This is a genomic window from Nocardiopsis lambiniae (assembly GCF_031845465.1).
Taxonomy (GTDB): domain Bacteria; phylum Actinomycetota; class Actinomycetes; order Streptosporangiales; family Streptosporangiaceae; genus Nocardiopsis; species Nocardiopsis lambiniae.
On the sequence record NZ_JAVREP010000010.1, the window covers coordinates 209,247 to 231,954 of the forward strand.

Here is a 22,708-nt window from a genome sequence, read left to right on the forward strand (position 1 = left end):
ACCTGGGGGCGTGACCACCGGCAACGATCGTCCCGCGCCCCGTTCCCGCGACCGCTCCCGGGCCCCCGGGCTGCTCCTGGGCCGACCTTTCGGGGTCCCCGTCTACGTCACCGCCTCGTGGTGGGTGGTGGCGGTCCTCATCACCCTGGTCTACGGCGGGATCGTGCAGGACCGGTTGGCGCTCGGGCCGATCGCGTACGTGTTGGCGTTCGTGTTCGCGCTGCTGTTGTACGCCTCGGTGCTGGTGCACGAGTTGGCGCACTCGGTGCTGGCGCGCCACTACGGGCTGCCGGTGCGGCGGATCGTGCTGTACGTGCTGGGCGGGGTCTCCGAGATCGAGAAGGAGGCGCCCACCCCGGGCCGGGAGTTCTGGATCGCGTTCGTCGGGCCGTTGTTCTCGCTGTTGATTGCGGCGGGGGCGTTCGGGCTGTACCTGCTGTCGGACCCGTTCACGGTGGTGGGGGAGCTGCTGTTCCAGCTGTGGGTGGCGAACCTGCTGGTGGGCGTGTTCAACCTGCTGCCCGGTCTGCCGTTGGACGGCGGCCGGTTGGTGCGGGCCGGGGTGTGGAAGCTGACGGGCCGACCGTTGGCGGGCAGTGTGGCGGGGGCCTGGGGCGGCCGGATCCTGGCCCTGGTGGTGGTGGCGACGCCGTTGCTGTTGGGGTGGCTGGGTGGTGGGCTCAACCCCTGGGGCACGGTGTGGGGTCTGGTCCTGGGCGGTTTCATGTGGATGGGCGCCACCGATTCCCTGCGCGCCGCCCGGGCGCGTTCGCGGGTGCCGGGGTTGCGGGCGCGCGGGCTGGCCCGCAGGGCGGTCGCCGTGCCGGCCGACACCCCGTTGGCGGAGGCCGAACGGCGGGCCGGGGAGGCCGGTGCCGAGGCGATCGTGGTGACCGACACGGGCGGGACGCCGACGTCGATCGTGCACCCGGGGATGGCCGCCGAGGTCATACCGGCGCGTCGGGCGTGGACGCCGGTGGTGGAGGTGGCGCGGGCGTTGGGCGCGCACTCCGTCGTGCCGTGGGGGCTGGAGGGCGAGGAGCTGTTGGAGTTCCTGACCGGGCACCCGCTTCCGGAGTACCTGGTGGTGGACGACGCCGGCGATGTGCACGGGGTGCTGCGCGCCGCCGATGTCAACGCGGCGATGTCGGACCGGGACTGACCCGTGCCCTTCGGGGCCCCGCCCGTTCGGGCGTCTCCGGCGGCGGGAGGGGCCCGTGCGGTCGCCGTGCTCGCGCCGCCCCACGGTGGCGTTCCTCGAAGGTGTCCGCTCCGTCGGTCCACGGGACCCCGGGGCGCCCGTGCCCCGGTGAGCCTCCGCTCGGGTCGGTGTCCGGGTGCCCGGAGGACGGGGGCCTTCGGTCGCCGCGTCGACGTCCCCGCGCCCCGGAGGTCTCCTCCGTCGGTCCGCGGGACCCCGGGGCCTCACCTCCGGGCGCCCTCGGGCCACAGCACCGTCACGGGCCGGCCCAGCGATCGGGCGTGGGCCACCACGTCGGCGGTCCCGCCGGGGCCGCGGGCGGGCTCGCCGTCCCACACCGCGACGAGCCGGTCGCAGCCCTCCACCAGGAGGCGTCCGGCCTCCGCGTGGGCTCGGGGCGTGGACTCCACGTGCGGTAGGGCGTGGACGCGGACGGCCCGGGAGAGCAACCGGTCGTACAGCGGGTGGTGCTCGGCGGGCAGTCCGTCGCGGTACTCCCGGGCGGGGACGATCACCTCCAGGGGCGCTCCCGCGGCGACGACGGCCTCGGCGAAGAGGGCGTCGGCCCCGTCCGCCAGGCAGGACAGGCCGACCATGGCGCGTCCGTGGGGTGTCAGGTGCGCGTCGATGAGCGCGGCGATGGCACGGCTCACGCCGGGGGTCAGGTTCCGATGGCCGGTGATGCCGATGCGGATCACGTCACCCTCCCTGCTGTTCGTTTAGCCGCCTTTCTACCCAAAGTGCAGGGAGTGGGCCCCTACCTTCCGGTGAGGGGTGGGTGGCGTTCTCGCGGGTCGGTCTCACCCGGCGACGGGTGTCCCGGTCACGAGCGCCGCGAGCCGGTCGTCGAGTTCTCTCACGCAGACGGCGCCGGGGCCTCTGTAACGCCGCCTGAAGGAGCGCACCCGGTCCACGACCCGGGCCGATCCGAAGCGCACGCCGGTCTCCAGGGCCTCCACGGCCAGGCGGAACGCCTCGTCGACGTCGCCGGCCTCGGCGTGGGCGGAGGCCAGTTCGACCTTGAGGACCGCGGACTGCTTGGCGCCCTGGGCGACGGGTCGCGCAGCCTCGGCGAAGGCCGTGCGGGCGTCGTGGGGGCTGCGCAGGCGCACGCCCACCAGGGCGCGGTAGCCGGAGATCTTGGCGTGGTCGAAGGCGAACACCCAGGGCCAGGGCGGGTTGATGTTGCCCGAGCGGGAGATCTCCTTCTCCGCGCGGCCGATGGCGTGGGCGGCGGCGGAGCGGTCGCCGATCCCGGCGTGGGCCAGCGCCCCCACACAGGCCAGCCAGGCGCGGGCGGTGGGGTGCGCGGAGGGGCCCAGGACGTGCTCGGCCTCCTGGACCAGTCCCAGTCCCAGTTCGGGGTCCTCCGCGGTGTCGATCTCGAAGGCGGCCAGGGAGCCGAGCATGTAGACGTCGAGCAGGCGCATGCCGGCCTGGCGGGCGCGGATGACGGCGGTGCGGTAGTGCATGCGGGCCGAGCCCATGTCGCCCTGGTCGGCGTGCAGCCAGGCGGCGAACCCGGAGGCCTCGCTGGCTGCGGCGCTCACGGCGGAGTGGTGGCCGGTGCCGCGCGCCTTGACCAGCATCCGTTCGGCCAGTTGGACGTGGGTCACGGCGCTGGGCAGCAGGTCGAGGGTGGGCGAGGTGGAGTCCATGCGGCGCTGGCCGCCGGTGATGGAGCGCAGGGCGGGTGCGGTGGTCTCGTTGACGACCGTGTGGACGACGTTCTGGGGGGATCCGTTCGTGATCGTCCCGCGTTCCCCGCCCCGGTCGGCGGGGATCTCCTCCGGTGTGGGCGGCGCGGTGCCGTCGAAGCGCAGGAGGTGCAGGGGGACGTCCAGGCGTCGGGCCAGGTCGTGGACCTGGGCGACGGTGAGCGCCTGTTGTCCGTTGACGACGCGGGAGACCCAGCTCTGGGAGTAGTCGACGGCGCGGGCGAGATCGCCCTGGGACCAGCCGCGGGCGGTGCGCACGCCTTCGATGACGGCGGCCATGTCGCAGGTGGCCAGAGCGGCCGCGATGCGCGGTCGGGACCACAGGTCCGGTGGAAGTTGGGGCATGGAGTTCAGATTAGGGATTCGTGGTGCGGTCGGTGGCCGTGTTCGGTCCGACGATTCCATGGAAAGTGTCGGTTCTGGCTTTTTCGTGGCTTCTCACAATGCCGTTCGATGGAGCTTGGCTGGCCGTTCCCTGCCTGCTAGGACGAGATGTTCGGATAAGAGCGATAAAATACTTCTGGTGGCTTTCAACCGTTCTGTTTGGTGTTATGCCGGTATCGTCCCGTGCCTTGGGAAAAGGGTGCGCAACAGCTCATGCGTGATCCGCATAGGCGTGCGTTCCCGGTCCCGGGGGTGCGGCATCGTGGGAGGGGACGTTGGCGACCACGGGAGGCTTGAGTGACCGTCGAGACCCCACCGGCGGGTGACCCTGACGGGCGCTGTTCGGGCGGAGCCGACCTCGCGCTGCGGGGGCTCGCCGCCGAACTGCGCTCGCACGGGGTGGAGGCCCGTGAGGACGGCGTGCACGGCATCGTGCACGCCGGTCCGCAGCACGCGCTGCTGCGGCCGCACAGGGGCGACCTGTGGTGGTGGATGCGCTGGCCGGGGGAGCCCCGGCCGTTGGCGGGTGTGCCGCTCTCCCCGGCCACCCGTACATCCGACGCGGTCCGGCGCATCCTGGGGGCCCTGGACCGCACCTGAGACCGCGCGACCCCGACCGCGCCCGCACGGCCCCGGGCCCGCCCCGCGCCTCCGGGACCGACGGCGCGCGGGCCCCGGGCGAGCCGGTCTCCCCCTCGGCGGGGCCTCCCGGCCCCGCCCGCCCGACCTCCCCGTCGAAGGGGCGCCTTCCCCGCGCCCCCGACCACGGCGGGGGACCGGAGCGTCCCGACCGCAGTCCCTCCGTGGCCGGGCCGCGTCCGTGCCGTGCCCCGGCCGCACCTCCCCCGTGGCCGGGGCACGGCGATCATCCACACGCCCTCTCGGCGGGCACGGGGGCGTCCGTCCTCCGGGACGGAGCCGGCGGGCGCGCCCCGTCCCGTGGCCGGGAGGCGCCTTCCCGTTCCCCTCCCCGGTCCTCGCGGGGCCGCGGTGCCCGGACGGGCCCGGGAGACGGACCGCGCCGGCCGGGGGGCGACCGGTGCGGTCCGGGTTCAGGAGTGCGGGGTGTCCGGGGCCGCGGGGACCGCACCGGAGCCGGGACCCGCCTCCACCGCCGCCAGGGCCGCGCCGACGATGCCCGCCGTGTTGCGCAGCTCGGCCGGAACGATGGGGGTGCGGATGTCCAGCAGGGGCAGGAACTTCTCGGACTTGCGGCTCACCCCGCCCCCGACCACGATCAGGTCCGGCCAGAGCAGGTCCTCCAGCACCCGGTAGTAGCGCTGGAGCCGTTCGTGCGCCCACTCGTGGTACGACAGCCGATCGCGCTCCTTGGCCCCGGAGGAGGCCTTGGACTCGGCGTCGTGGCCGTCGATCTCCAGGTGCCCGAACTCGGTGTTGGGCACCAGCCGTCCGTCCACCACCAGCGCCGTGCCGATCCCCGTGCCCAGGGTGGTCATCAGCACCACCCCCAGCACGTCCTTGGCGGCGCCGTAGCGGGCCTCGGCGACGGCCGCGGCGTCGGCGTCGTTGAGCAGCCGCACCGGCCGTCCCGTGACCCGTGAGAACAGGCTCCGGGCGTCGGTGCCGATCCAGCCCTTGTTCAGGTTGGCGGCGGTGCGCACCACCCCGTTCTGCACCACGCCGGGGAAGGTGACGCCCAGGGGGACGTCGACGGTCTCGGGGAAGTGCGCGGCGATCTCGCCCACGATCTCGGCGATCTCCTCGGGGCCCGCGTCGTGGGGGGTGAGGATCTTCAGGCGCTCCTTGAGGAACTCCCCGGTGGCCAGATCGACCGGTGCCCCCTTGATGCCGCTGCCGCCGATGTCGATCCCCAGCCCGGTGGTCGGCTGTGACATTGAGTCCTCGTCTCCGTGGTCCGTGGGTCCGCGGGTCTCGACCCGCAGGGCTGATACTGCCCTGCCCGGTGGGGCTTCGCACACGATCGGCGGTGTCGGGGCGCGTGTCCGCCGCGTTCCGGCGGCCCGTCGCCGCCCCGGGACGGCGACGGATGTGCGCGGATGGTGTCGGCGGACCGATACGCTGGGCGATCGCCCCGACCGAACGAACCTGGGAAGACGAGAGCGACGTTGACCGGTATCCATGGCCGCCGTGGTCCCTTCACCGACGGTGACACCGTGCAGTTGACCGACCCCAAGGGTCGTATGCACACGATCACCCTCCACGATGGAGGCACCTTCCATTCCCACAAGGGCAAGGTCGAACACGCCGACCTCATCGGCCGGCCCGAGGGCAGCGTGGTGCGCTCCAACACCGGCACCGCCTATGTGGCCCTGCGCCCCCTGCTCATCGACTACACCCTGTCCATGAAGCGCGGGGCGACCATCGTCTACCCCAAGGACGCCGCCCAGGTGTTGGTGGAGGCCGACATCTTCCCCGGAGCCCGGGTCGTGGAGGCCGGGGCGGGGTCGGGCGCCATGTCCAGCTGGCTGCTGCGCGCGGTCGGCGAGAACGGCATGGTGCACTCCTACGAGCGTCGCGCCGACTTCGCGGAGATCGCCCGCAAGAACGTCGAGCGGTTCTACGGCGGCCCCCACCCGGCGTGGAGGCTGACCGTCGGCGACCTGGTCGAGGAACTGGACGAGACCGACGTCGACCGGATCTTCCTGGACATGCTGGCCCCCTGGGAGTGCCTCGACGCCGTCGCGAAGGCGCTGATCCCCGGCGGGCTGCTGTGCTGCTACGTGGCCACCACCACCCAGCTCTCGCGCGTGGTGGAGGAGCTGCGCGAGGACGACCGGTTCTACGAGCCGCGCTCGTGGGAGACGATGCTGCGGACCTGGCACGTGGAGGGTCTGGCGGTGCGCCCCGACCACCGCATGATCGGCCACACCGGGTTCCTGGTGGTCGCCCGTCGCCTGGCCGACGGGGTGGAGGCGCCCGAGCGCCGTCGCCGCCCGGCCAAGGGCGCCTACGGTCAGGACTACGAGGCCGCGCGTGCCGCCGCCGGTGCCGCCACTGCCGGTCCGGCGTCGGCCGTGCGGGAGCCGCAGGCCCCGCAGGCGCCCGCCGAGGAGGTGGCGTCGGAGGCGCCGGCGGAGGTCGTCGAGGAGACGGCGCCGAAGCCGGAGGGGGAGGCCGGGACGGTCGCCTCGGAGGCCGCCGGACCCACCGCCGAGTGATCCGCACGCGGAACCCCCTGGCCCGCACCGGTCACCCGGTGCCGCATGCGTTCTGGTAGGAGTTCAACCGAAAAACACCGAAGGCCCGTCCGGAACCTGGATCCGGGCGGGCCTTCGTGTACGCGCGGTGAGGGCGTTCCGCGGTCGCCCTGCCCATCCTTCGCGGGGCGTAAACATGTGCGTTTCATCGGTGGCGACGTGCGCGGCGACGCCGCGCCGGCCAGGGGCGAAGGCGTGACCGAACCTCTCCCCGGAGGTTACTTTCTCATTACGTCGGGTCATCCCGTAGCACTGTGACCTGCGATGACGCAAGACCTGGAAATGAGGCCTACGACACTCGTCCAAGCTGGGAGGTTAGGAATCGGGCACGGGTAGGTAGGCTCCCGAGTAGTCGTAGTCGTCCTTCTCATAGGGAGGTGGCGGACGTGGCCGAGCGCGATGATGAGCGTCAGAGCGACCGGGACCGTGAAGTCGCTGAACTCACGGCCCAGGTCTCCTACATGGAAAAGGAACTCAGCGTGGTTCGGCGTAAGCTCGCCGATTCGCCCCGACATGTGCGCCTCCTGGAGGAGCGGCTCAGGGAGGCCCAGGCCAATCTCGCCGCCGCCAACGGGCAGAACGAGCGTCTGGTCTCCACCCTCAAGGAGGCCCGCGAACAGATCGTGGCGCTCAAGGAGGAGGTCGACCGGCTGGCGCAGCCGCCGTCCGGCTTCGGTGTCTTCTTGGGCGTGCGCGAGGACGAGACCGTCGAGATCTTCACCAACGGCCGCAAGATGCGGGTCAACGTGAGCCCCTCGGTGGACCTGGACGCGCTGCGCCCGGGCCAGGAGGTCATGCTCAACGAGGCCTTCAACGTGGTCGAGGTGGAGTCCTTCGAGACGGTCGGCGAGGTCGTCATGCTCAAGGAGATCCTTGAGGACGGCGAACGCGCCCTGGTCATCTCGCACCACGACGAGGAGCGCATCGTGCGCCTCGCGGACCCGCTGCGCGACGAGCCCATCCGACCGGGTGACTCCCTGCTGCTGGAGACCCGCTCGGGGTACGTGTACGAGCGCATCCCCAAGTCGGAGGTGGAGGAGCTCATCCTGGAGGAGGTGCCCGACATCTCCTACACCGACATCGGTGGCCTGGCCGGGCAGATCGAGCTCATCCGCGACGCGGTCGAGCTTCCCTACCTGCACAAGGACCTGTTCCGCGAGCACCAGTTGCGCGCCCCCAAGGGCGTGCTGCTGTACGGCCCGCCCGGGTGCGGTAAGACGCTCATCGCCAAGGCGGTCGCCAACTCGCTGGCCAAACAGGTCGCCGAGCGCACCGGCCGCGACGTCGGCAAGAGCTTCTTCCTCAACATCAAGGGCCCGGAGTTGCTCAACAAGTACGTCGGCGAGACCGAGCGGCACATCCGCCTGGTCTTCCAGCGGGCTCGTGAGAAAGCGTCCGAGGGCACCCCGGTCATCGTTTTCTTCGACGAGATGGACTCCATCTTCCGCACCCGTGGCTCGGGCGTGTCCTCCGACGTGGAGAACACGATCGTGCCGCAGCTGTTGAGCGAGATCGACGGTGTGGAGGGTCTGGAGAACGTCATCGTCATCGGCGCCTCCAACCGCGAGGACATGATCGACCCGGCGATCCTGCGGCCCGGCCGGCTGGACGTCAAGATCAAGATCGAGCGGCCCGACGCCGAGGCGGCCCGGGACATCTTCGCCAAGTACATCCTCGTGGATCTGCCTCTCCACGAGGACGACGTGGCCGAGCACGGCGGTTCGGCCAAGGCCACGGTGGACGCCATGATCCAGACGGTCGTGGAACGGATGTACACCGAGGGCGAGGAGAACCGGTTCCTGGAGGTCACCTACGCCAACGGTGACAAGGAGGTCCTGTACTTCAAGGACTTCAACTCCGGCGCCATGATCGAGAACATCGTCTCGCGGGCCAAGAAGATGGCCATCAAGGACTTCATCGACCACGACTCCAAGGGCATCCGGGTCGCGCACCTGCTCCAGGCGTGCGTCGACGAGTTCAGTGAGAACGAGGACCTGCCCAACACCACCAACCCCGACGACTGGGCGCGGATCTCCGGCAAGAAGGGCGAGCGCATCGTCTACATCCGGACCCTCGTCACGGGCAAGAAGGGCGCGGACTCCGGGCGGAGCATCGACACGGTGGCCAACACCGGCCAGTACCTGTAGCGACGCACCCGTACCACTCCTCGTGGGGGCCGACCGGACTTCCGGTCGGCCCCTTCGCGTGCCGGTCGCCGGGGCCGGGAGGGCGTTCGACGCCCCTGCGGTCCGCGGGCGGGCAGGGGAGTGCCCCGTCGTCCTCCCGGAGAGCACCGACGGTGACCGTCGAGGGTGGACGCGGGAGGGCGTGGTGGGGCCGCCGCCACCACGGGAAGGGTCTGAGCGGGCCTGTGCGCCACGTGGCCAGTCCCGGAGCCGACCGCCCCGGGCCGGGGGCAGCGGGGTCAGGTCAGGGCGCTGAACAGGATCGCGGCGGTCGCGCCGAGCAGGCCGCCCGCCACCACCTGGGCGGGGGTGTGGGCGCGCAGATGCACCCGCGACCAGCCCGCCGCCAGTGCCGCCAGTGCGGCCGGGACGCCCGCCCACGGGCCGTACAACAGCGCGGCCAGGGTCGCGCCCGTCACGGCGGTGAGCGCGTGCACGGACACCTTCCAGCCGCCGCGGTCGGTGACCGCCCACACCACGGCCAGGGTCGCGCACATCACCAGTGCCAGGACCAGCAGTTCCACGGGGCCGTGGAAGACGGCGCCCACCGCCGCGCCGGTCAGCACGGAGGCGACCGCCACCGCGATCGGCCAGCGGCGGTGCGCCGGGTCGGGGACGTGGTGGTCGACCCACCAGCCGCGCCGTTGTCCCAGCAGCAGGAAGCCCAGGGGGATCGCGGCCCCGAAGAGCACCGCCACCGCCGCCCACAGGAGCCCCGAGGCGGGCGTCGGAGTGGCGGCGAAGGCGACCATGGCCCCGATCGCGGCCGTCGCCACGGCGGGGGCGAGGAGTTCGGTGACCACCAGCGCACACCGGGTGGAGAGCGGAACGGTCCGGGCTGGAGCGGTAGGGGACAAGGGGCACCTTCCGGGCGTGCGGCGGGACGCGTCCATTGTGTCGCCGCCCCGATGCCCCGTCGTCTCCGGGGCGGCCGAGGGGGCTCTGGCGCACCGTTTCGCCGAAGGCCGCGGCGGGGCCGTTGGAGGAACGGCGGTCGCAAGGCGTGGAGGGGGCGCGGCGCGGGCGGTCGGCTTTTTCGGAGAAACGGTCGGGAACCTTTTCCCCGCCTTTGGAGAGACCGACCGACCTGCGACGACAACGGCACGCCGGGGGCTCGGGAACTCCCGCGAAGACGGCACTTGGGCCACAATCGACGCGGAGGCGTTCAAGATCAAGCCTTGGTGGATAACCTCTCACCATGAGTGTGCGGCGGATTATGGGTATCGAGACCGAGTACGGGATCTCCGTGCCGGGCAACCCCGGGGCCAACGCGATGGTCACCTCCACCCAGGTGGTCAACGCCTATCTGGCCGCCTCGGCGGCCCGGGCACGGCGGGCACGATGGGACTTCGAGGAGGAGAACCCGCTGCGCGACGCGCGCGGCTTCGACCTGGCGCGTGAGGTGGCCGACCCCACGCAGCTCACCGACGAGGATCTGGGGTTGGCCAACGTCATCCTCACCAACGGGGCGCGGCTGTACGTGGACCACGCCCACCCGGAGTACTCGGCGCCCGAGGTCACCAACCCGCGCGACGCGGTGCTGTGGGACAAGGCGGGTGAGCGGGTGATGGCCGACGCGGCGGCCCGGGCGGGCGCCACGCCGGGGATCGAGCCGATCCAGCTGTACAAGAACAACACCGACAACAAGGGCGCCTCCTACGGGTGCCACGAGAACTACCTGATGCGGCGGTCGACGCCGTTCGGCGACATCGTCCGTCACCTCATCCCGTTCTTCGTGTCCCGCCAGGTGGTGGTGGGCTCCGGCAAGGTGGGGATCGGTTCCGACGGGCAGGGCACCGGTTTCCAGATCTCGCAGCGCGCGGACTTCTTCGAGGTCGAGGTGGGGCTGGAGACCACCTTGAAGCGTCCCATCATCAACACGCGGGACGAACCCCACGCCGACCCGGACAAGTACCGGCGGCTGCACGTGATCATCGGCGACGCCAACATGAGCGAGATCTCCACGTACCTCAAGTTGGGGACGACGGCGTTGGTCCTGTCGATGATCGAGGACGGGTTCATCAGCGTGGACCTGTCGCTGGAGACGCCGGTGGCGGACCTGCGGGCGGTCTCCCACGACCCGACGCTGACGCACCGGGTGAAGCTGCGCGACGGGCGGCGCATGACGGCGCTGGAGTTGCAGCGGGAGTACCTGGACCAGGCGCGCAAGTACGTGGAGGACCGGTTCGGGACCGACGTGGATCCGGACACGGTGGACGTGCTGAACCGGTGGGAATCGGTGCTGACCCGGCTGGGGACCGACCCGATGAGCCTGGCCGACGAGCTGGACTGGGTGGCCAAGCTGAAGGTGTTGGAGGGGTACCGGTCGCGGGACGGGCTGGACTGGTCGCACCCGCGGTTGCAGCTGGTGGACCTCCAGTACTCGGACGTGCGGTCGGACAAGGGGATCTACAACCGGTTGGTGGCGCGCGGGCGGATCAAGCGGTTGCTGGACGAGCCCCATGTGCAGCGGGCCGTCACGGAGCCGCCGGAGGACACCCGGGCGTACTTCCGGGGACGGTGCCTGGCGAAGTACGCGGACTCGGTGGCCGCGGCGTCGTGGGACTCGGTGATCTTCGACCTGCCGGGGTACGACTCGTTGCAGCGGGTGCCCACCCTGGAGCCCCGCCGAGGGACGAAGGAGCACGTGGGAGCACTCCTGGACGCCTCGGCCACGGCTGCGGACCTGGTGGCGGTGCTGTCGGGCAACCGCTAGGCGAACGGGCACGGGGGCACGGCCGAGGCCGTGCCCCCGCCCATGCCCGGCCCCACGAAGCCGGGATGATCCCGTGGGCTTCCCGCGAGCGGCCCAGCGGGAGTCGCGATGAACCGGGGGTCGAAGCCGGACCCTACCTGAGGGAACCTCGCCGTTTCGCGGTCCGCGACTCGAATGACCTTCCGTGAACCTCTGGGGGTGATCGTTCTCCGGCGGTCGCCCTTTTCCGCCGTGCGGGGGCGCCGACCGCTCGAAGGGGCGTGGCCTCCGGGGATAGGCTGAGGCCGTTTCCCGGTGAAGAGAGAGGCGCATGAGTCCTTCGATCGCGACCAACACCACCGTCGACCTGGCCGGGCTGTTGGAGTTCATCCGGCCGAGGCACAACGCTCTGCTCATCACGCGCAGGGGTGACGGGGGGCCGCAGGCCTCACCGGTGACCTGCGGCGTGGACGCCCAGGGCCGGATCGTGGTGTCGACGTATCCGGAGCGGGCGAAGGCCCGCAACGCCGCACGCGACCCGCAGGTGAGCGTGGTGGTGCTGTCCGACTCCTTCGGCGAGGCCTGGGTCCAGGTCGACGGAGAGGCCGAGGTCATCGACGGCGAGGAGGCCGTGGAGCCGTTGGTGGAGTACTTCCGGGTGATCGCGGGGGAGCACCCGGACTGGGAGGAGTACCGGGAGGCCATGCGCCGCCAGGGGAAGGCGCTCGTCCGGGTGACCCCGAAGCGCTGGGGCCCGATCGCCACGGGAGGATTCCCCGCCGACCGTGTGCCGTCGCCGTTCGCCGACTGAGTTCGTGCCCGTGTTGCTTATGTCCGTTTCTTGAGAAGTTGCAGAATCGGCTGGTTTCCACTGGAATCCATGCAGGTCATTTGCCGTGCTCCCCGCGCACGCGGGGATGGTCCCGCGCTGCGGGTCGCGGCGTCCGTGGCGTTGCGGTGCTCCCCGCGCACGCGGGGATGGTCCCGGACCCAGGACCCATGCCTCGAAGCCGCTGGCGTGCTCCCCGCGCACGCGGGGATGGTCCCGTGTTGTCGGCGCGGTTCCTCCCGAGCCGGCTGTGCTCCCCGCGCACGCGGGGATGGTCCCCGGTTCGCCGTCATCGTGCTGCCGCACCACCCGTGCTCCCCGCGCACGCGGGGATGGTCCCAGGCAGCGGGTCTGGTTGCCGCCGCGCAGGATGTGCTCCCCGCGCACGCGGGGATGGTCCCGCCATCGAGGCCGCCCGCGTCATCGCGGCCCTGTGCTCCCCGCGCACGCGGGGATGGTCCCCCGCCCGCTCCGGCCATTCCTCCGGACGCCCCGTGCTCCCCGCGCACGCGGGGATGGTCCCCAGCCGCTCATCGCCTCGATGGAGGTCTCCAAGTGCTCCCCGCGCACGCGGGGATGGTCCCGCGCAGCGGACGATCTGGGCGAGGTCGTCGGCGTGCTCCCCGCGCACGCGGGGATGGTCCCGCCGCCGGGCGGTACGGGGAGCCTTCGGCGTGGTGCTCCCCGCGCACGCGGGGATGGTCCCACGACCAACACACCCGTACAGTGGTGCGCCATGTGCTCCCCGCGCACGCGGGGATGGTCCCCGGAGGGTCTTGTCGATCCGGTTGAGGATGCGGTGCTCCCCGCGCACGCGGGGATGGTCCCCCGAACCAGTTCACCCGCGCGTTCGGCATGGAGTGCTCCCCGCGCACGCGGGGATGGTCCCAAATGGCATTGCACGGCGCAAATCCGACGCATGTGCTCCCCGCGCACGCGGGGATGGTCCCACCCAGCCCTTGTAGAAGGCTTCCACCTGGTGGTGCTCCCCGCGCACGCGGGGATGGTCCCGGCCTCAAGCTCGGCGCGCAGCGTGGCTGTGTGTGCTCACCGCGCACACGTCGACTCGGTTCTGCCCTGACCCCGGGTCACGGATTCCGGCGGCACAGACCGACGAAGACGAGTTCGAGGAGCCGCTTGGCACGCGGCTCCCAGTCGCCCGCAGGGTCGAGCTGGTACAGCCCGGCGATGGCCAAGAGCACGTCGTCGGGTTCCAGGTCCTCGCGCAGCGTCCCTGCGGCGCGATTGGCGTCGAGCAGCCGCTGGAGCGCGGCGGTGAGCGGTCCCCGGGCCTCCTGGGCGAAGCGGCCGTGGCTCGTGGCGCTCTGGAGTGCTCCGATGAGCCCCGCCTTCGTCATGGCGTAGCGGGCGAAACGGTTGAGCCACAGCCGGAAGGCGTTCAGCGGCGGGTGTTCCTCAAGCAGGTCGTCGGCGGCCTGTGCCATCTGCTGGACCTCGCCCCGGTACAGCTCGAAGATCAGGTCCTCGCGGGTGGGGAAGTGCCGGTACAGGGTGCCGATGCCCACGCCGGCCTTCTTGGCGATGGAGTTCAGGGAGGCGTCACCGCACGTCGAGAACGCCTCGCGGGCGCTCTCCAGCAGGTGGGCGCGCGTGCGGACGCCTTGGGCGTGCAACTGCTCGACGCGCTTGGTCGACACGGACGTGATCCTTCGTTAGCGGAGATCTCTCCGCCATAGGTTAACCGATCTGTCGAATTTTTGTCATACCAGCTCAACCGCCTTTTCTCGTGGAACCTGAGGCTGGCGTCACAGGCTTTGGCGATTGCGTGGCGGAGACCCCTCCGGTACGTTGGGGGTACTTGACGGAGACCTCTCCGTCACTGGTGTGGGATCGTTCCCCCCGACTCGACGGCCCCGCACCAGGTCGAGTACCCGTTCCGAAGGACCCGCCCATGCAAGACAACATCACTCCCGTGCGGATCGGTGTCATCGGCGCGACCGGCGGCATCGGTGCGCGTATCGCGGCCGAGGCCGAGGCCCGAGGGCACAGCGTGTGCGTCATCCGGCGCGACGCCCTCGACCTCGACTACGGCGACCTTGACGGTCTGGACGTGCTGGTCAACGCCCACCAGGCGCAGGTGGGCCGCGAACGCGACCACCTGGAGGTGGACCGGCACCTCATCTCGCTGCTGACCGGTACCCCCGTGCGGCTCATCGTCGTCGGCAGCGCCGGACACCTGTTCACCGACGACTCGCGCACCGCCATCTACTGGCAGAGCAGGCTGGCCCGCGGGCCCCTGCGCAACCTGGCGCGCGCCCTCGAACGCGCCTACTTCCTGTACAAGATCAGCCTCGACCTGCGGTGGACCTACCTGGCCCCGCCGGTCGAACTCGTCAGTCAGGGCGAGCGGACCGGGCGCTACCGCGTCGGCGGGGACGTCATCCTGACGGACGAGTTCGGACGCAGCAGGCTCAGCCACGCCGACTACGCGGTCGCGCTCGTGGACGAGATCGAGACCGACGCCCACGCGGGGCGGATGTACACCGTCGCCGCCGCCTGACCAGCGGCGGTCCTCCCCACGTGCGGCGGGGAGGACCGCCGGCGCCCGGCCGTTCCCGCGGCTCCGGCCCGGCCGCCACACTCAGTCGTGCCAGCCGCCGTCGGCGCAGCGCATCGGGTTCAGGCTCAACGCCGTCCACACCTCCAGGCGGGCGCGCGGGTCGCGCAGGTCGTGGCCCAGCACCCGCTCGGCCGTCCGCAGCCGTGCCCGCAACGTGTTGCGGTGCACCCCCAGCTCCCGGGCGGTCTCCTCCACGTGCGCGCTGTTGTCCAGGTAGTGCCGCAGGGTGTGCGCCAGGTCGGTGCCGTTGCGCGCGTCGTGCTCCACGATCCCGCCCAGCACCGCGTCGGTGAACGCCCGCGACCCGCTCTCGGGCACCGACGACCGCAGCAGCGCCCAGGCGTCGGCCTCGTCCATGTGCAGGTACCCCTGCGCGGGGATCGCCCCGCGCAGCCGGGCCACCGCCGAGGCGAGTTCGCCCGGACCGCGCGCCCGGCACGCCCCCGCCGCCGACACCCCGTCCAGCAGGGCGAGCAGCCGCTCTCCCGCGTACGGGCGGCCCGTGTCGGGCAGCACCGCCACCAGCACCTCGCCCATGTGGCACAGCCCGCTGTCCCCGGCGGCCCCCGTGTCGCCCAGCACGTCGACCAGGGCGTCGGCCACCGCGTCCAGCGTCCCCGGGTCCGCGGTCCGGAAGCACACCACCTCCCAGGGCGGGGCCGGCAGCGTCAACGGCACCCCCACCGGGCGCCCCAGCGCGGCCGCGCGCAACAGCGGGGCGCGTTCGCCGAACAGGGACCGGCGCGCGTCGCGGGAGTGCAGCAGGTCCACGGCCAGCAGGGACGCGGCGTGGTTGGCGAGCACCCGCACGTTCGGTGAGGACTCCTCGCAGCGCAACGCCAGCCAGCCGAGGGTGCGCCCGGTCGTGCCCAGGGTCTGCAACAGGATCGCCGCCCCCTCATCGGCCAGTACCCGCATGCCCGGGGTGCGCGCCGCCCCCAGCACCTCCGCGCGCACCAGCGAGTGCCAGACCGGCTCGCTCTCGGGGACCGCCCGGCTGGTCATCCCGTTGCGGTCCAGCAGCAGACACGCCCCCGACGTCGCCGACGCGAGTTCGCGCATCACCCCCGCCGGGCCCGAACGCAGCGCCGCCCGCGCCATCGCGTCCTGGGCGGCCAGCACCCTGCCCTGCTCACGGGTGCGTTCGGCGGCGTAGTGGTCGGCGACGGTCTCCACCACGGCGATGAACGACGTCTCGCCCTCGACCCGCAGGACAGGGAACCCGAGCCGGTCGCCCTCGTCCAGGATCTCGGGCGGGATCGTCCCGCCCAGCCACACGTCGATGGCGAACGCCAGTCCCGCGCACCCGGCCTCGCGCAACCGCCGCACATAGGCACGGCGCTCCTCCTCGCCCTGACCCAGGCCGAGGCCGACGGTCAGGACGAGTTCCCCGCCGCGCAGCCACCGCACCGGGTCGGGCAGCTCGGTCACGTGCGCCCACCGCACCGCGCGGTCCAGCCCGGCCAGCCCGGCGGAGGCGCCGACCTCCAGGTGCGGCGCCGTGGTGATGTCGCGGACGGTGATGCTCACGGAGCCTCCTCCTTGTGCGGTCCGCACTTTTGTCACGGTGCGCCCTATGCGGATCATCCCATCACCGGTGGCCGCGGGGTGTCTACCGTCACGACAACACCCGGATCACATCGGCCGTGGTCACCGACGACCACGCCACGCGCCATCGGAGTTCCCATGTCAGAGCGGACCGCCCCCACGTCCCCGCACCCCGCGCGTGCGGCCGTGGCGGCCTTCGTCGGCACCACCATCGAGTGGTTCGACTTCTACGTCTACGCCACGGCGGCGGCCTTGGTGTTCGCCACCCAGTTCTTCCCCCCGGGGACCGACCCGGTCGTCGGCCTCATGGCCTCCTTCGCGACCTTCTCCGTCGGTTTCTTCGCCCGTCCGCTGGGCGGGATCGTCTTCGGCCATTACGGTGACCGCCTGGGCCGCAAGTCCGCCCTGGTCATCACCCTGCTCATGATGGGAGTGGCCACCTTCTGCGTGGGCCTGCTGCCCACCTACGAACAGATCGGGTTCGTCGCCCCGCTGCTGCTGGTGGTCCTGCGGTTCGTGCAGGGCATCGCGGTGGGCGGCGAGTGGGGCGGCGCCGTCCTCATGGCGGTCGAGCACGCCCCCGAGGACCGCAAGACCTTCTACGGTGCCTTCGCCCAGCTCGGCAACCCCGCCGGCGCCCTGCTGGCCACCGGCTCGTTCAGTCTCATCGCCGCCTGGGACACCGAGATCCTCTACGACTGGGGATGGCGCCTGCCGTTCCTGGCCTCGGTGCTGCTGGTCCTGGTGGGCCTGGTCATCCGACTCAAGGTCGAGGAGTCCCCGGTCTTCGAGGCCGTCCGGAACAGTGGGGAGCCCACCGAACTCCCCGTCCGCGAGGCGCTGCGCACCTCTTGGCGGCCACTACTGCTGGGCATCGGCATCCTGCCGGTCGCGGTCGGCGGCTACTACATCGTCACTACGTTCCTCCAGGGGTACGGCGTCACCGAGGTCGGCATCAGCGAGCAGGTCATCCTCAACGGTCTGAGCCTGGCCGCGTTCGTCGAACTCGTCGCCACCCTGGCCGTGTCCTGGTTGGGCGACCGCTACGGCACCGTCCGTGTGGTCACCATCGGCCTGGTCGGCGTCATCGTCCTGGCCGTGCCCCAGTTCCTGGTCCTGGAGACCGGCAGCGTCGGGCTGATCTTCCTCGTCCTGTGCGTGATGCGCCTGGCCATGGCCACCGTCTACGGGCCCATCGCCCGCGTGCTCGCCCAGATGTACCCGCCGCGCGCCCGGTACACCAGCATCTCCATCGCCTACCAGGTCGCCGGCGCGATCTTCGGTGGTCTGTCCCCGCTGGTCAGCACCGCCCTGTACGCGGCGACCGGGAGCATCCTGCCGGTGGCCGGACTGCTCATGGCGATGGCCGTGGTCAGCATCGTCTGCCTGGCCAAGGCGCCCCGACACCGTGACGCCGACCTGCTCGAACCTGCGGCCTGACCCCGCCCTTCCCGTCCGCCCCGGGACGGACCGCCCGTCCTGCGCTCCGTCCCGGGGCTCCCCACCCGTACTCCAACGAGGAGGAAGCCGTGCCCGGCCTGCTCATCCACAACGCCACCGTCCTGACCATGGACGAGGCCCGTCCCCGCGCCGAGGCGGTGGCCGTGCGCGACGGCCGCGTCCGTCTGGTGGGCGCCGTCGAGCAGGCCCGCGCCGCCGCCGGACCGGGCGCCGTCGAGGTCGACGCCGGTGGGCGCACCGTCCTGCCCGGGTTCATCGACCCGCACAACCACCTGTTGTCCACGGCCGAGTCCCTGGCCGCCGTCGACGCCCGCTACCCCCGGGTGGGCAGCGCCGCCGAGCTGGTCGCGGCGCTGGCCGCCGAGGCCGCCCGCACCCCCGCCGGTCAGTGGATCCGCGCCTTCTCGATGGACGACGCCAAGTATCCGGGCGGGCGTCCCACCCGGCGCGACCTGGACGCGGCCACCACCGAGCACCCCGTCATCGTCTACCACGTGTCCGGTCACCAGGCCGTCGTCAACTCGGCGGCGCTGGCCTGGAGCGGGATCGGCGAGGACGTGCCCGACCCCGCGGGTGGTTCGTTCGTGCGCGACGAGGGCGGTCGCCTCACCGGCATGGTCACCGACGCCGCCATGGAACTGCTGCTGCCGCTGGCCGTCGACATCGGCTGCCACGGTCCCAACTTCCACACCGACCTGCCCACCGAGCACCTGTTGGGCTGGCTGGCCGACGCCGCCCGCCCCTACCTGTCGGCCGGTGTGACCACCGTGTGCGACCCGCAGGTGTCGGCGCGCGAGCTGCGCGTGTACCGGGCGGCACGGGCCGCCGGAACGCTGCCGCTGCGCACCTTCGGGATGCCGCTCTCCCACCAGCTCGACGACCTCACCCGGGCCGGTCTGGCCTCGCCCTTCGGGGACGAGTGGCTGCGGCTGACCGGCATGAAGTTCTACTCCGACGGCACCCTCCTGGGCGGCACCGCGAAGTTCACCGTCCCCTACGGCGAGCACGGTCAGTTCGCCGGAAGCCTCTACCACCACCCCGATCAACTGGTGGACCTGGTCACCCGGGCCGCCCGCGAGGGCTGGCAGGTGGCGATCCACACCCAGGGCGACGCCGCCATGGAGCACACCCTGGCCGCGATCGCCTCGGCGGCGAAGGTCTCCGGGCCCGATCCGCGGCCCCGCGTGGAGCACTGCGGGTACCCGACGGTGGAGCAGGCCAAGCGGTTCACCGAGTACGGGGTCATCCCGATCAACCAGCCCAACTTCCTCTACGACAGCGGCGGGGACTTCCTGCGCCGCCTGGGCGACCGGGCCCACCGGCTCCAGCCGATGCGCGAGGAGATCGACCTGGGGTTGCGCCCGGCGCTGTCCAGCGACGCCTTCGTGTCCAGCCTGCGGCCGATGGACACCATCGCCAACGCCGTGGGACGCCGCACCCGCGAGGGCGACGGGATCGGGGTCGACCAGGCGATCACCCTGCACGAGGCGCTGCGGGCGCACACCCTGGACGCCGCCCACGCGCTGGGCGTGCAGGACCGGCTCGGCGCGCTCAAGCCGGGGTACCTGGCCGACATCGTGGTCCTGGACCGCGACATCGAGGGCCTGACCCCGGACGGTCTGCGTTCCGTCGACGCGTGGCTGACGGTGCTGGACGGGGGGATCGCCCACCGGGCCTGAGCCCGGAGGGGCCGCCCCGGAGAAAAGGGGGTGTCCCCGTCCGCGCGGCGGGCGCGGGCGGGGACACCGGGGATGGGGATGGTGAGGGTGACTAGCTGGTGCGGATCCGCACGCCCCACGAGTTCACCATCGGCATGACCTCCTGGTAGAAGGTCGTGCCGCCGGTGCGGCAGTTGCCGGAGCCACCGGAGGTGACGCCCTGCGCCTGCGAGCCGGAGATGAACGAGCCGCCGGAGTCGCCGGGCTCGGCGCACACGCTGGTGCGGGTGAGCGAGTACACGGTGCCCTGCGGGTAGCGCACGGTCTGGTTGCGGGCCTGGAGGCTGCCGCAGTGCCAGCCGGTGGTGGAGCCGGAGCGGCAGATCGCCGAGCCGATGGGGGCCTGCGTGGTACCGGTCACGGACTGGTAGCCACCGCTGTTGTAGCGGGAGACGAGGTTGGTCAGGGTGAAGTTCGAGGTGCCCCGCACGAACGCGGCGTCGTTACCGGGGAAGACCGAGCGCTCGAAGACGCCGGTGCCGTTGCCGATGGTGACGTTGGTGCCGACCCGGCCGCAGTGGCCGGCGGTCACGAAGCCGGGCTGGCCGGCGCTGTTGGTCGCCGCGAAGCCGACCGAGCAACGGCCGCCCATGTAGTAGGCCAGACCACCGATGATGTCCGCGTACAGCTGCGGGGTCTCGTCGGTCGTGACCACCTCGACGGAGGAGGCGTCGACGCCGGCGTCGGCCAGCAGGGCCGCCACGTCGGTGCCCTCCAGGACCTCCAGGACGACGGTGTCGTCGGCGACGTCGGGGTACCAGCCCAGGACGCCTTCGGGCGCGTCGGCCGCGTCGAGGGCCTCGACGACCTCGGTCAGGCCCTCGGTGCCGTGGTCGACGACGGTGGCCTCGGCCCCGGTGGCCTCGACCGCCGCGACGGCGGCGGCGTCGGTCACCAGGATCGTGAGCTCGTCGGTCTCGATGTCGTACAGCGAACCGCCGTAGGCGTCGCCGGCGGCCTCGGTGGCCTCGGCGTCGACCTCCATGGCCGCCTCTTGGGCGTCCAGGAGGTCGCCGGCCTCGGTCGTGGTCAGGTCGAGGTCCCGGGCCAATGCCTCCAGCATGGTGGCGCTGTTGTCATCGGCGACGGGGGCCTGCGGAGTGGTGGCCGCGTAGGCGCCGGGGGACATCGCGAGCACCAGGCCGAAGGCCAGGGCTCCCGTTCCTACGGCGGAGATGACGGGGGAGGGTCGCATGATCCCTACTCTCCAGGGGGAGTGACGGGGGAATGGGAGTCCGTTCCTGTGGGGGCGGACATCCCTTCCGGAGGATGGAGTTGGTCCATTCCCCGGAGTTCACCAAGACGTTCAGTAAACGATTCCAAACCATAAGTGCACATTTTGGCGAGGGAAAGACCCGCTTTGTCGAGAAAGCATTCAAGTCGACGCCGGATCATCCGATGAAACCCGGTACCGTGGTGGCTGTTGGTAGTCGAAGGTTGAACGACCTTGTCTTTTTCCGCAGTCGTCCGGTTACCCAGCGAGTAAAGGTGGGGATTTCAAGGGGGGCAACGTGGCCGGATGCGGCCATCGGGACGCCGTCCCCTTCGTGATCGCTCGGCTACACCTCGGTAACATTCGAGGTCACGGCGTTCACATTCGGGGGATCCCGACCCCGGGGCGACGGAGGACCACGCGGAGCGCGCCTCCGGAAGGGAAACGCTCCCAAGACGAACGGTCGGGGAAAAGGACGGGACGGCCGCCGAATATCGGACGACCGTCCCGCTGTGTCGAGCGACCTCTTACCGGGGGGTAAAGTCGGATCCCCCGGGGTCTAGGAGGTGACCAGGGTCAACCCCCACAATGACAACAAAGGATTGACCTCCTGTCCGAATGTGGTGCACCCGGTACCGGGAGAACCCGAACCCCCCGAAACGATCCCCTGCGCCTGGCTCCCGGCCACGATCGGCGCGCCCGAGTCACCCGGACCCGCGCACAAGGTGCTCCGGAACAGGCCCTGCACGCTGCCCTGCGGGTAGTTGACCGTCTGGTTGCGGGCCTGGAGGGTGCCGCACCGCCAGCCGTTGGTGGACGAGGACAGGCACAACGCCGAGCCGACCGGCGCGGGGTTGGAACCCGTCACCCGAACGAACGTGCCGTCGTACCGGTCCACCAGGTTCGTCACCCGCCAGGGGTCGTAGACCCGCACGAACGCGCCGTCGCGCCCGGGGAAGACCGAGTGCTGGAACACCCCGACGGGACCGTCGGGACCCTGGAGGACCTGCCCGACCCGCCCGCAGTGTCCGGCGGTCAGGAAGCCTCGGGTGTCGCGCCCTCCGGTCGCGGAGAAGCCGATGGTGCAGCGAACGCCGTTGACGACGAACGGGTGCCCGCCGATGATCTGCCCGTAGGTCCTCGGGCGCGTGTCCGTCTCGACCAGGCGCACGGCGTCGTCGGGCACGCCCAGGTCCCCGGCGTCGATCCCGCTCCCGGCCATCACCTCCACCACGACGGTGTCGGAGTCGGGATACCAACCGACGACGCCCTCGGGCACCGCGGCGGCGTCCAGGGCGCGGACGGTCTCCGCCGGGTCGGTGTCGATGACCACCGCCTCGGCACCGGCGGCCTCGACCGCCGAGGCGACGCCGGAGTCGGTGACCAGCACCGTCAACGCGTGGGTGTCGATGTCGAAGGAGGAGCCCGCGTAGGCGTCGCCGGCGATGTCGGCGGCCTCGGCGTCGATCTCCCCGGCGACGGCCTGCGCCGCCAGGAGGTCGTGCGCCTCGGTCTCGGTCAGGTCCATGTCCCGGACCAGGGCGGCCACGGGACCGTCGGCGACGGGCTCGGCGGGGGAGGGGGCGGCCGTCGCGGGAGCGGGGGCCGCGAGCACCGCGGCGACCAGGACCGACGCGGCCAGGACGGGGGGAACGGGGGGACGTCTCATGTCGTCTCTTGCTTCCTCGTGGGAAGGAACGGGGGGAACCGAACGGCCCTGGGGATGCCCGAGCCGATCGTGACGCCATGTATGCCCGCTTTTTCGATCCGTCACCAGCTGGGATCATCGGAGGTCTCGCCCGGCCGTCGAGGACGCGTCATCGGGGCGCTCGTGGACCACCGAAAGGCCGATGCCGCGTAGGCCTCCCGGCGCGCGGCACGCTCCCACCGATCGGATCCCCCGCCTCCTCCGCCGGGCCCGTCCGCCCGCACCCCCGCGGTCCACCGCCTCGCACGGACCGACGCCCCGGTGCCCTACCGCGATCCCCTCTTCCG

Annotated in this window: 17 protein-coding genes and 1 CRISPR repeat array; of the genes, 9 read left to right on the forward strand and 8 right to left on the reverse strand. The window is 71.7% G+C overall.

Annotation, left to right across the window (positions count from 1 at the left end; translation table 11 throughout):
* Positions 1 to 10: 10 nt before the first annotated feature.
* Complete coding sequence (locus RM479_RS16750; RefSeq protein WP_311512643.1) at positions 11 to 1,162, forward strand: site-2 protease family protein; 1,152 nt, start codon at positions 11 to 13, stop codon at positions 1,160 to 1,162.
* A 263-nt stretch (positions 1,163 to 1,425) separates the two neighbouring features.
* Here the strand turns inward: RM479_RS16750 and RM479_RS16755 are convergent, their stop codons facing one another.
* Positions 1,426 to 1,899 carry a hypothetical protein gene (locus tag RM479_RS16755; protein ID WP_311512644.1) on the reverse strand — a complete coding sequence of 158 codons (474 nt, stop codon included), beginning with the start codon at positions 1,897 to 1,899 and terminating at the stop codon, positions 1,426 to 1,428.
* Positions 1,900 to 2,001: 102 nt separating this feature from the next.
* Positions 2,002 to 3,225, reverse strand: a complete 1,224-nt coding sequence (locus RM479_RS16760) for a helix-turn-helix domain-containing protein (protein ID WP_397222395.1) — start codon at positions 3,223 to 3,225, stop codon at positions 2,002 to 2,004.
* Positions 3,226 to 3,600: 375 nt separating this feature from the next.
* On the opposite strand from RM479_RS16760, the gene RM479_RS16765 reads away from it, so the two are divergent.
* Positions 3,601 to 3,903 carry a hypothetical protein gene (locus RM479_RS16765; RefSeq protein ID WP_274811333.1) on the forward strand — a complete coding sequence of 101 codons (303 nt, stop codon included), beginning with the start codon at positions 3,601 to 3,603 and terminating at the stop codon, positions 3,901 to 3,903.
* 452 nt (positions 3,904 to 4,355) lie between these two features.
* On the opposite strand, the gene ppgK is transcribed toward RM479_RS16765, so the two are convergent.
* Positions 4,356 to 5,159, reverse strand: a complete 804-nt coding sequence (gene ppgK, locus RM479_RS16770; protein WP_311512646.1) for a polyphosphate--glucose phosphotransferase — start codon at positions 5,157 to 5,159, stop codon at positions 4,356 to 4,358.
* A 231-nt stretch (positions 5,160 to 5,390) separates the two neighbouring features.
* Between ppgK and RM479_RS16775 the strand changes: the two genes are divergently transcribed.
* Both RM479_RS16775 and arc read left to right on the forward strand, forming a co-directional pair.
* On the forward strand, positions 5,391 to 6,443 hold the full coding sequence (locus RM479_RS16775; RefSeq protein WP_311512647.1) for a tRNA (adenine-N1)-methyltransferase: 1,053 nt from the start codon (positions 5,391 to 5,393) through the stop codon (positions 6,441 to 6,443).
* 416 nt (positions 6,444 to 6,859) lie between these two features.
* Positions 6,860 to 8,629, forward strand: coding sequence for a proteasome ATPase (arc, locus tag RM479_RS16780; protein WP_311512648.1), 1,770 nt, complete (start codon positions 6,860 to 6,862; stop codon positions 8,627 to 8,629).
* A gap of 278 nt (positions 8,630 to 8,907) precedes the next feature.
* Here the strand turns inward: arc and RM479_RS16785 are convergent, their stop codons facing one another.
* Complete coding sequence (locus tag RM479_RS16785) at positions 8,908 to 9,525, reverse strand: phosphatase PAP2 family protein (RefSeq protein WP_311512649.1); 618 nt, start codon at positions 9,523 to 9,525, stop codon at positions 8,908 to 8,910.
* 341 nt (positions 9,526 to 9,866) lie between these two features.
* Here RM479_RS16785 and dop point away from each other — a divergent pair, with 341 nt between their 5' ends.
* Together dop and RM479_RS16795 are read left to right on the forward strand one after the other, a co-directional pair.
* Positions 9,867 to 11,384 (forward strand): depupylase/deamidase Dop, encoded by a 1,518-nt coding sequence (dop, locus tag RM479_RS16790; RefSeq protein ID WP_397222371.1) that lies wholly within the window; start codon positions 9,867 to 9,869, stop codon positions 11,382 to 11,384.
* A 310-nt stretch (positions 11,385 to 11,694) separates the two neighbouring features.
* The gene (locus tag RM479_RS16795; RefSeq protein ID WP_311512651.1) at positions 11,695 to 12,174 is read left to right on the forward strand and encodes a PPOX class F420-dependent oxidoreductase; all 480 of its coding nucleotides are present in this window, start codon (positions 11,695 to 11,697) and stop codon (positions 12,172 to 12,174) included.
* Between the two features lie 85 nt (positions 12,175 to 12,259).
* A CRISPR array of direct repeats spans positions 12,260 to 13,203; the repeat unit is 29 nt; unit sequence GTGCTCCCCGCGCACGCGGGGATGGTCCC.
* 77 nt (positions 13,204 to 13,280) lie between these two features.
* On the opposite strand, the gene RM479_RS16800 is transcribed toward RM479_RS16795, so the two are convergent.
* On the reverse strand, positions 13,281 to 13,850 hold the full coding sequence (locus RM479_RS16800) for a TetR/AcrR family transcriptional regulator (RefSeq protein ID WP_311512652.1): 570 nt from the start codon (positions 13,848 to 13,850) through the stop codon (positions 13,281 to 13,283).
* Positions 13,851 to 14,104: 254 nt separating this feature from the next.
* Between RM479_RS16800 and RM479_RS16805 the strand changes: the two genes are divergently transcribed.
* Entirely contained in the window at positions 14,105 to 14,713 is a 609-nt protein-coding gene (locus RM479_RS16805; RefSeq protein WP_274811341.1) for an NAD(P)-dependent oxidoreductase, read from the forward strand.
* A gap of 81 nt (positions 14,714 to 14,794) precedes the next feature.
* Here the strand turns inward: RM479_RS16805 and RM479_RS16810 are convergent, their stop codons facing one another.
* The gene (locus tag RM479_RS16810; protein WP_311512653.1) at positions 14,795 to 16,303 is read right to left on the reverse strand and encodes a PucR family transcriptional regulator; all 1,509 of its coding nucleotides are present in this window, start codon (positions 16,301 to 16,303) and stop codon (positions 14,795 to 14,797) included.
* Between the two features lie 156 nt (positions 16,304 to 16,459).
* Between RM479_RS16810 and RM479_RS16815 the strand changes: the two genes are divergently transcribed.
* Positions 16,460 to 17,761: an MFS transporter gene (locus RM479_RS16815; protein ID WP_311512654.1), complete on the forward strand. Its 1,302-nt coding sequence runs from the start codon at positions 16,460 to 16,462 to the stop codon at positions 17,759 to 17,761.
* Between the two features lie 89 nt (positions 17,762 to 17,850).
* Positions 17,851 to 19,461: an amidohydrolase gene (locus RM479_RS16820; protein ID WP_311512655.1), complete on the forward strand. Its 1,611-nt coding sequence runs from the start codon at positions 17,851 to 17,853 to the stop codon at positions 19,459 to 19,461.
* Between the two features lie 91 nt (positions 19,462 to 19,552).
* Here the strand turns inward: RM479_RS16820 and RM479_RS16825 are convergent, their stop codons facing one another.
* Together RM479_RS16825 and RM479_RS16830 are read right to left on the reverse strand one after the other, a co-directional pair.
* Complete coding sequence (locus RM479_RS16825) at positions 19,553 to 20,695, reverse strand: S1 family peptidase (protein WP_311512656.1); 1,143 nt, start codon at positions 20,693 to 20,695, stop codon at positions 19,553 to 19,555.
* A 577-nt stretch (positions 20,696 to 21,272) separates the two neighbouring features.
* A complete protein-coding gene (locus RM479_RS16830; RefSeq protein ID WP_311512657.1) occupies positions 21,273 to 22,382 on the reverse strand; it encodes a S1 family peptidase in 1,110 nt (369 codons plus the stop codon).
* Positions 22,383 to 22,708 lie beyond the last annotated feature (326 nt).

Excerpts from the sequence above, each read along its gene's own strand:
- ppgK (WP_311512646.1), bottom strand. The coding sequence starts at position 5,159 with ATGTCACAGCCGACCACCGGGCTGGGGATCGACATCGGCGGCAGCGGC.
- dop (WP_397222371.1), top strand. The coding sequence starts at position 9,867 with ATGAGTGTGCGGCGGATTATGGGTATCGAGACCGAGTACGGGATCTCC.
- RM479_RS16795 (WP_311512651.1), top strand. The coding sequence starts at position 11,695 with ATGAGTCCTTCGATCGCGACCAACACCACCGTCGACCTGGCCGGGCTG.
- RM479_RS16805 (WP_274811341.1), top strand. The coding sequence starts at position 14,105 with ATGCAAGACAACATCACTCCCGTGCGGATCGGTGTCATCGGCGCGACC.
- RM479_RS16815 (WP_311512654.1), top strand. The coding sequence starts at position 16,460 with ATGTCAGAGCGGACCGCCCCCACGTCCCCGCACCCCGCGCGTGCGGCC.
- RM479_RS16825 (WP_311512656.1), bottom strand. The coding sequence starts at position 20,695 with ATGCGACCCTCCCCCGTCATCTCCGCCGTAGGAACGGGAGCCCTGGCC.
- RM479_RS16830 (WP_311512657.1), bottom strand. The coding sequence starts at position 22,382 with ATGAGACGTCCCCCCGTTCCCCCCGTCCTGGCCGCGTCGGTCCTGGTC.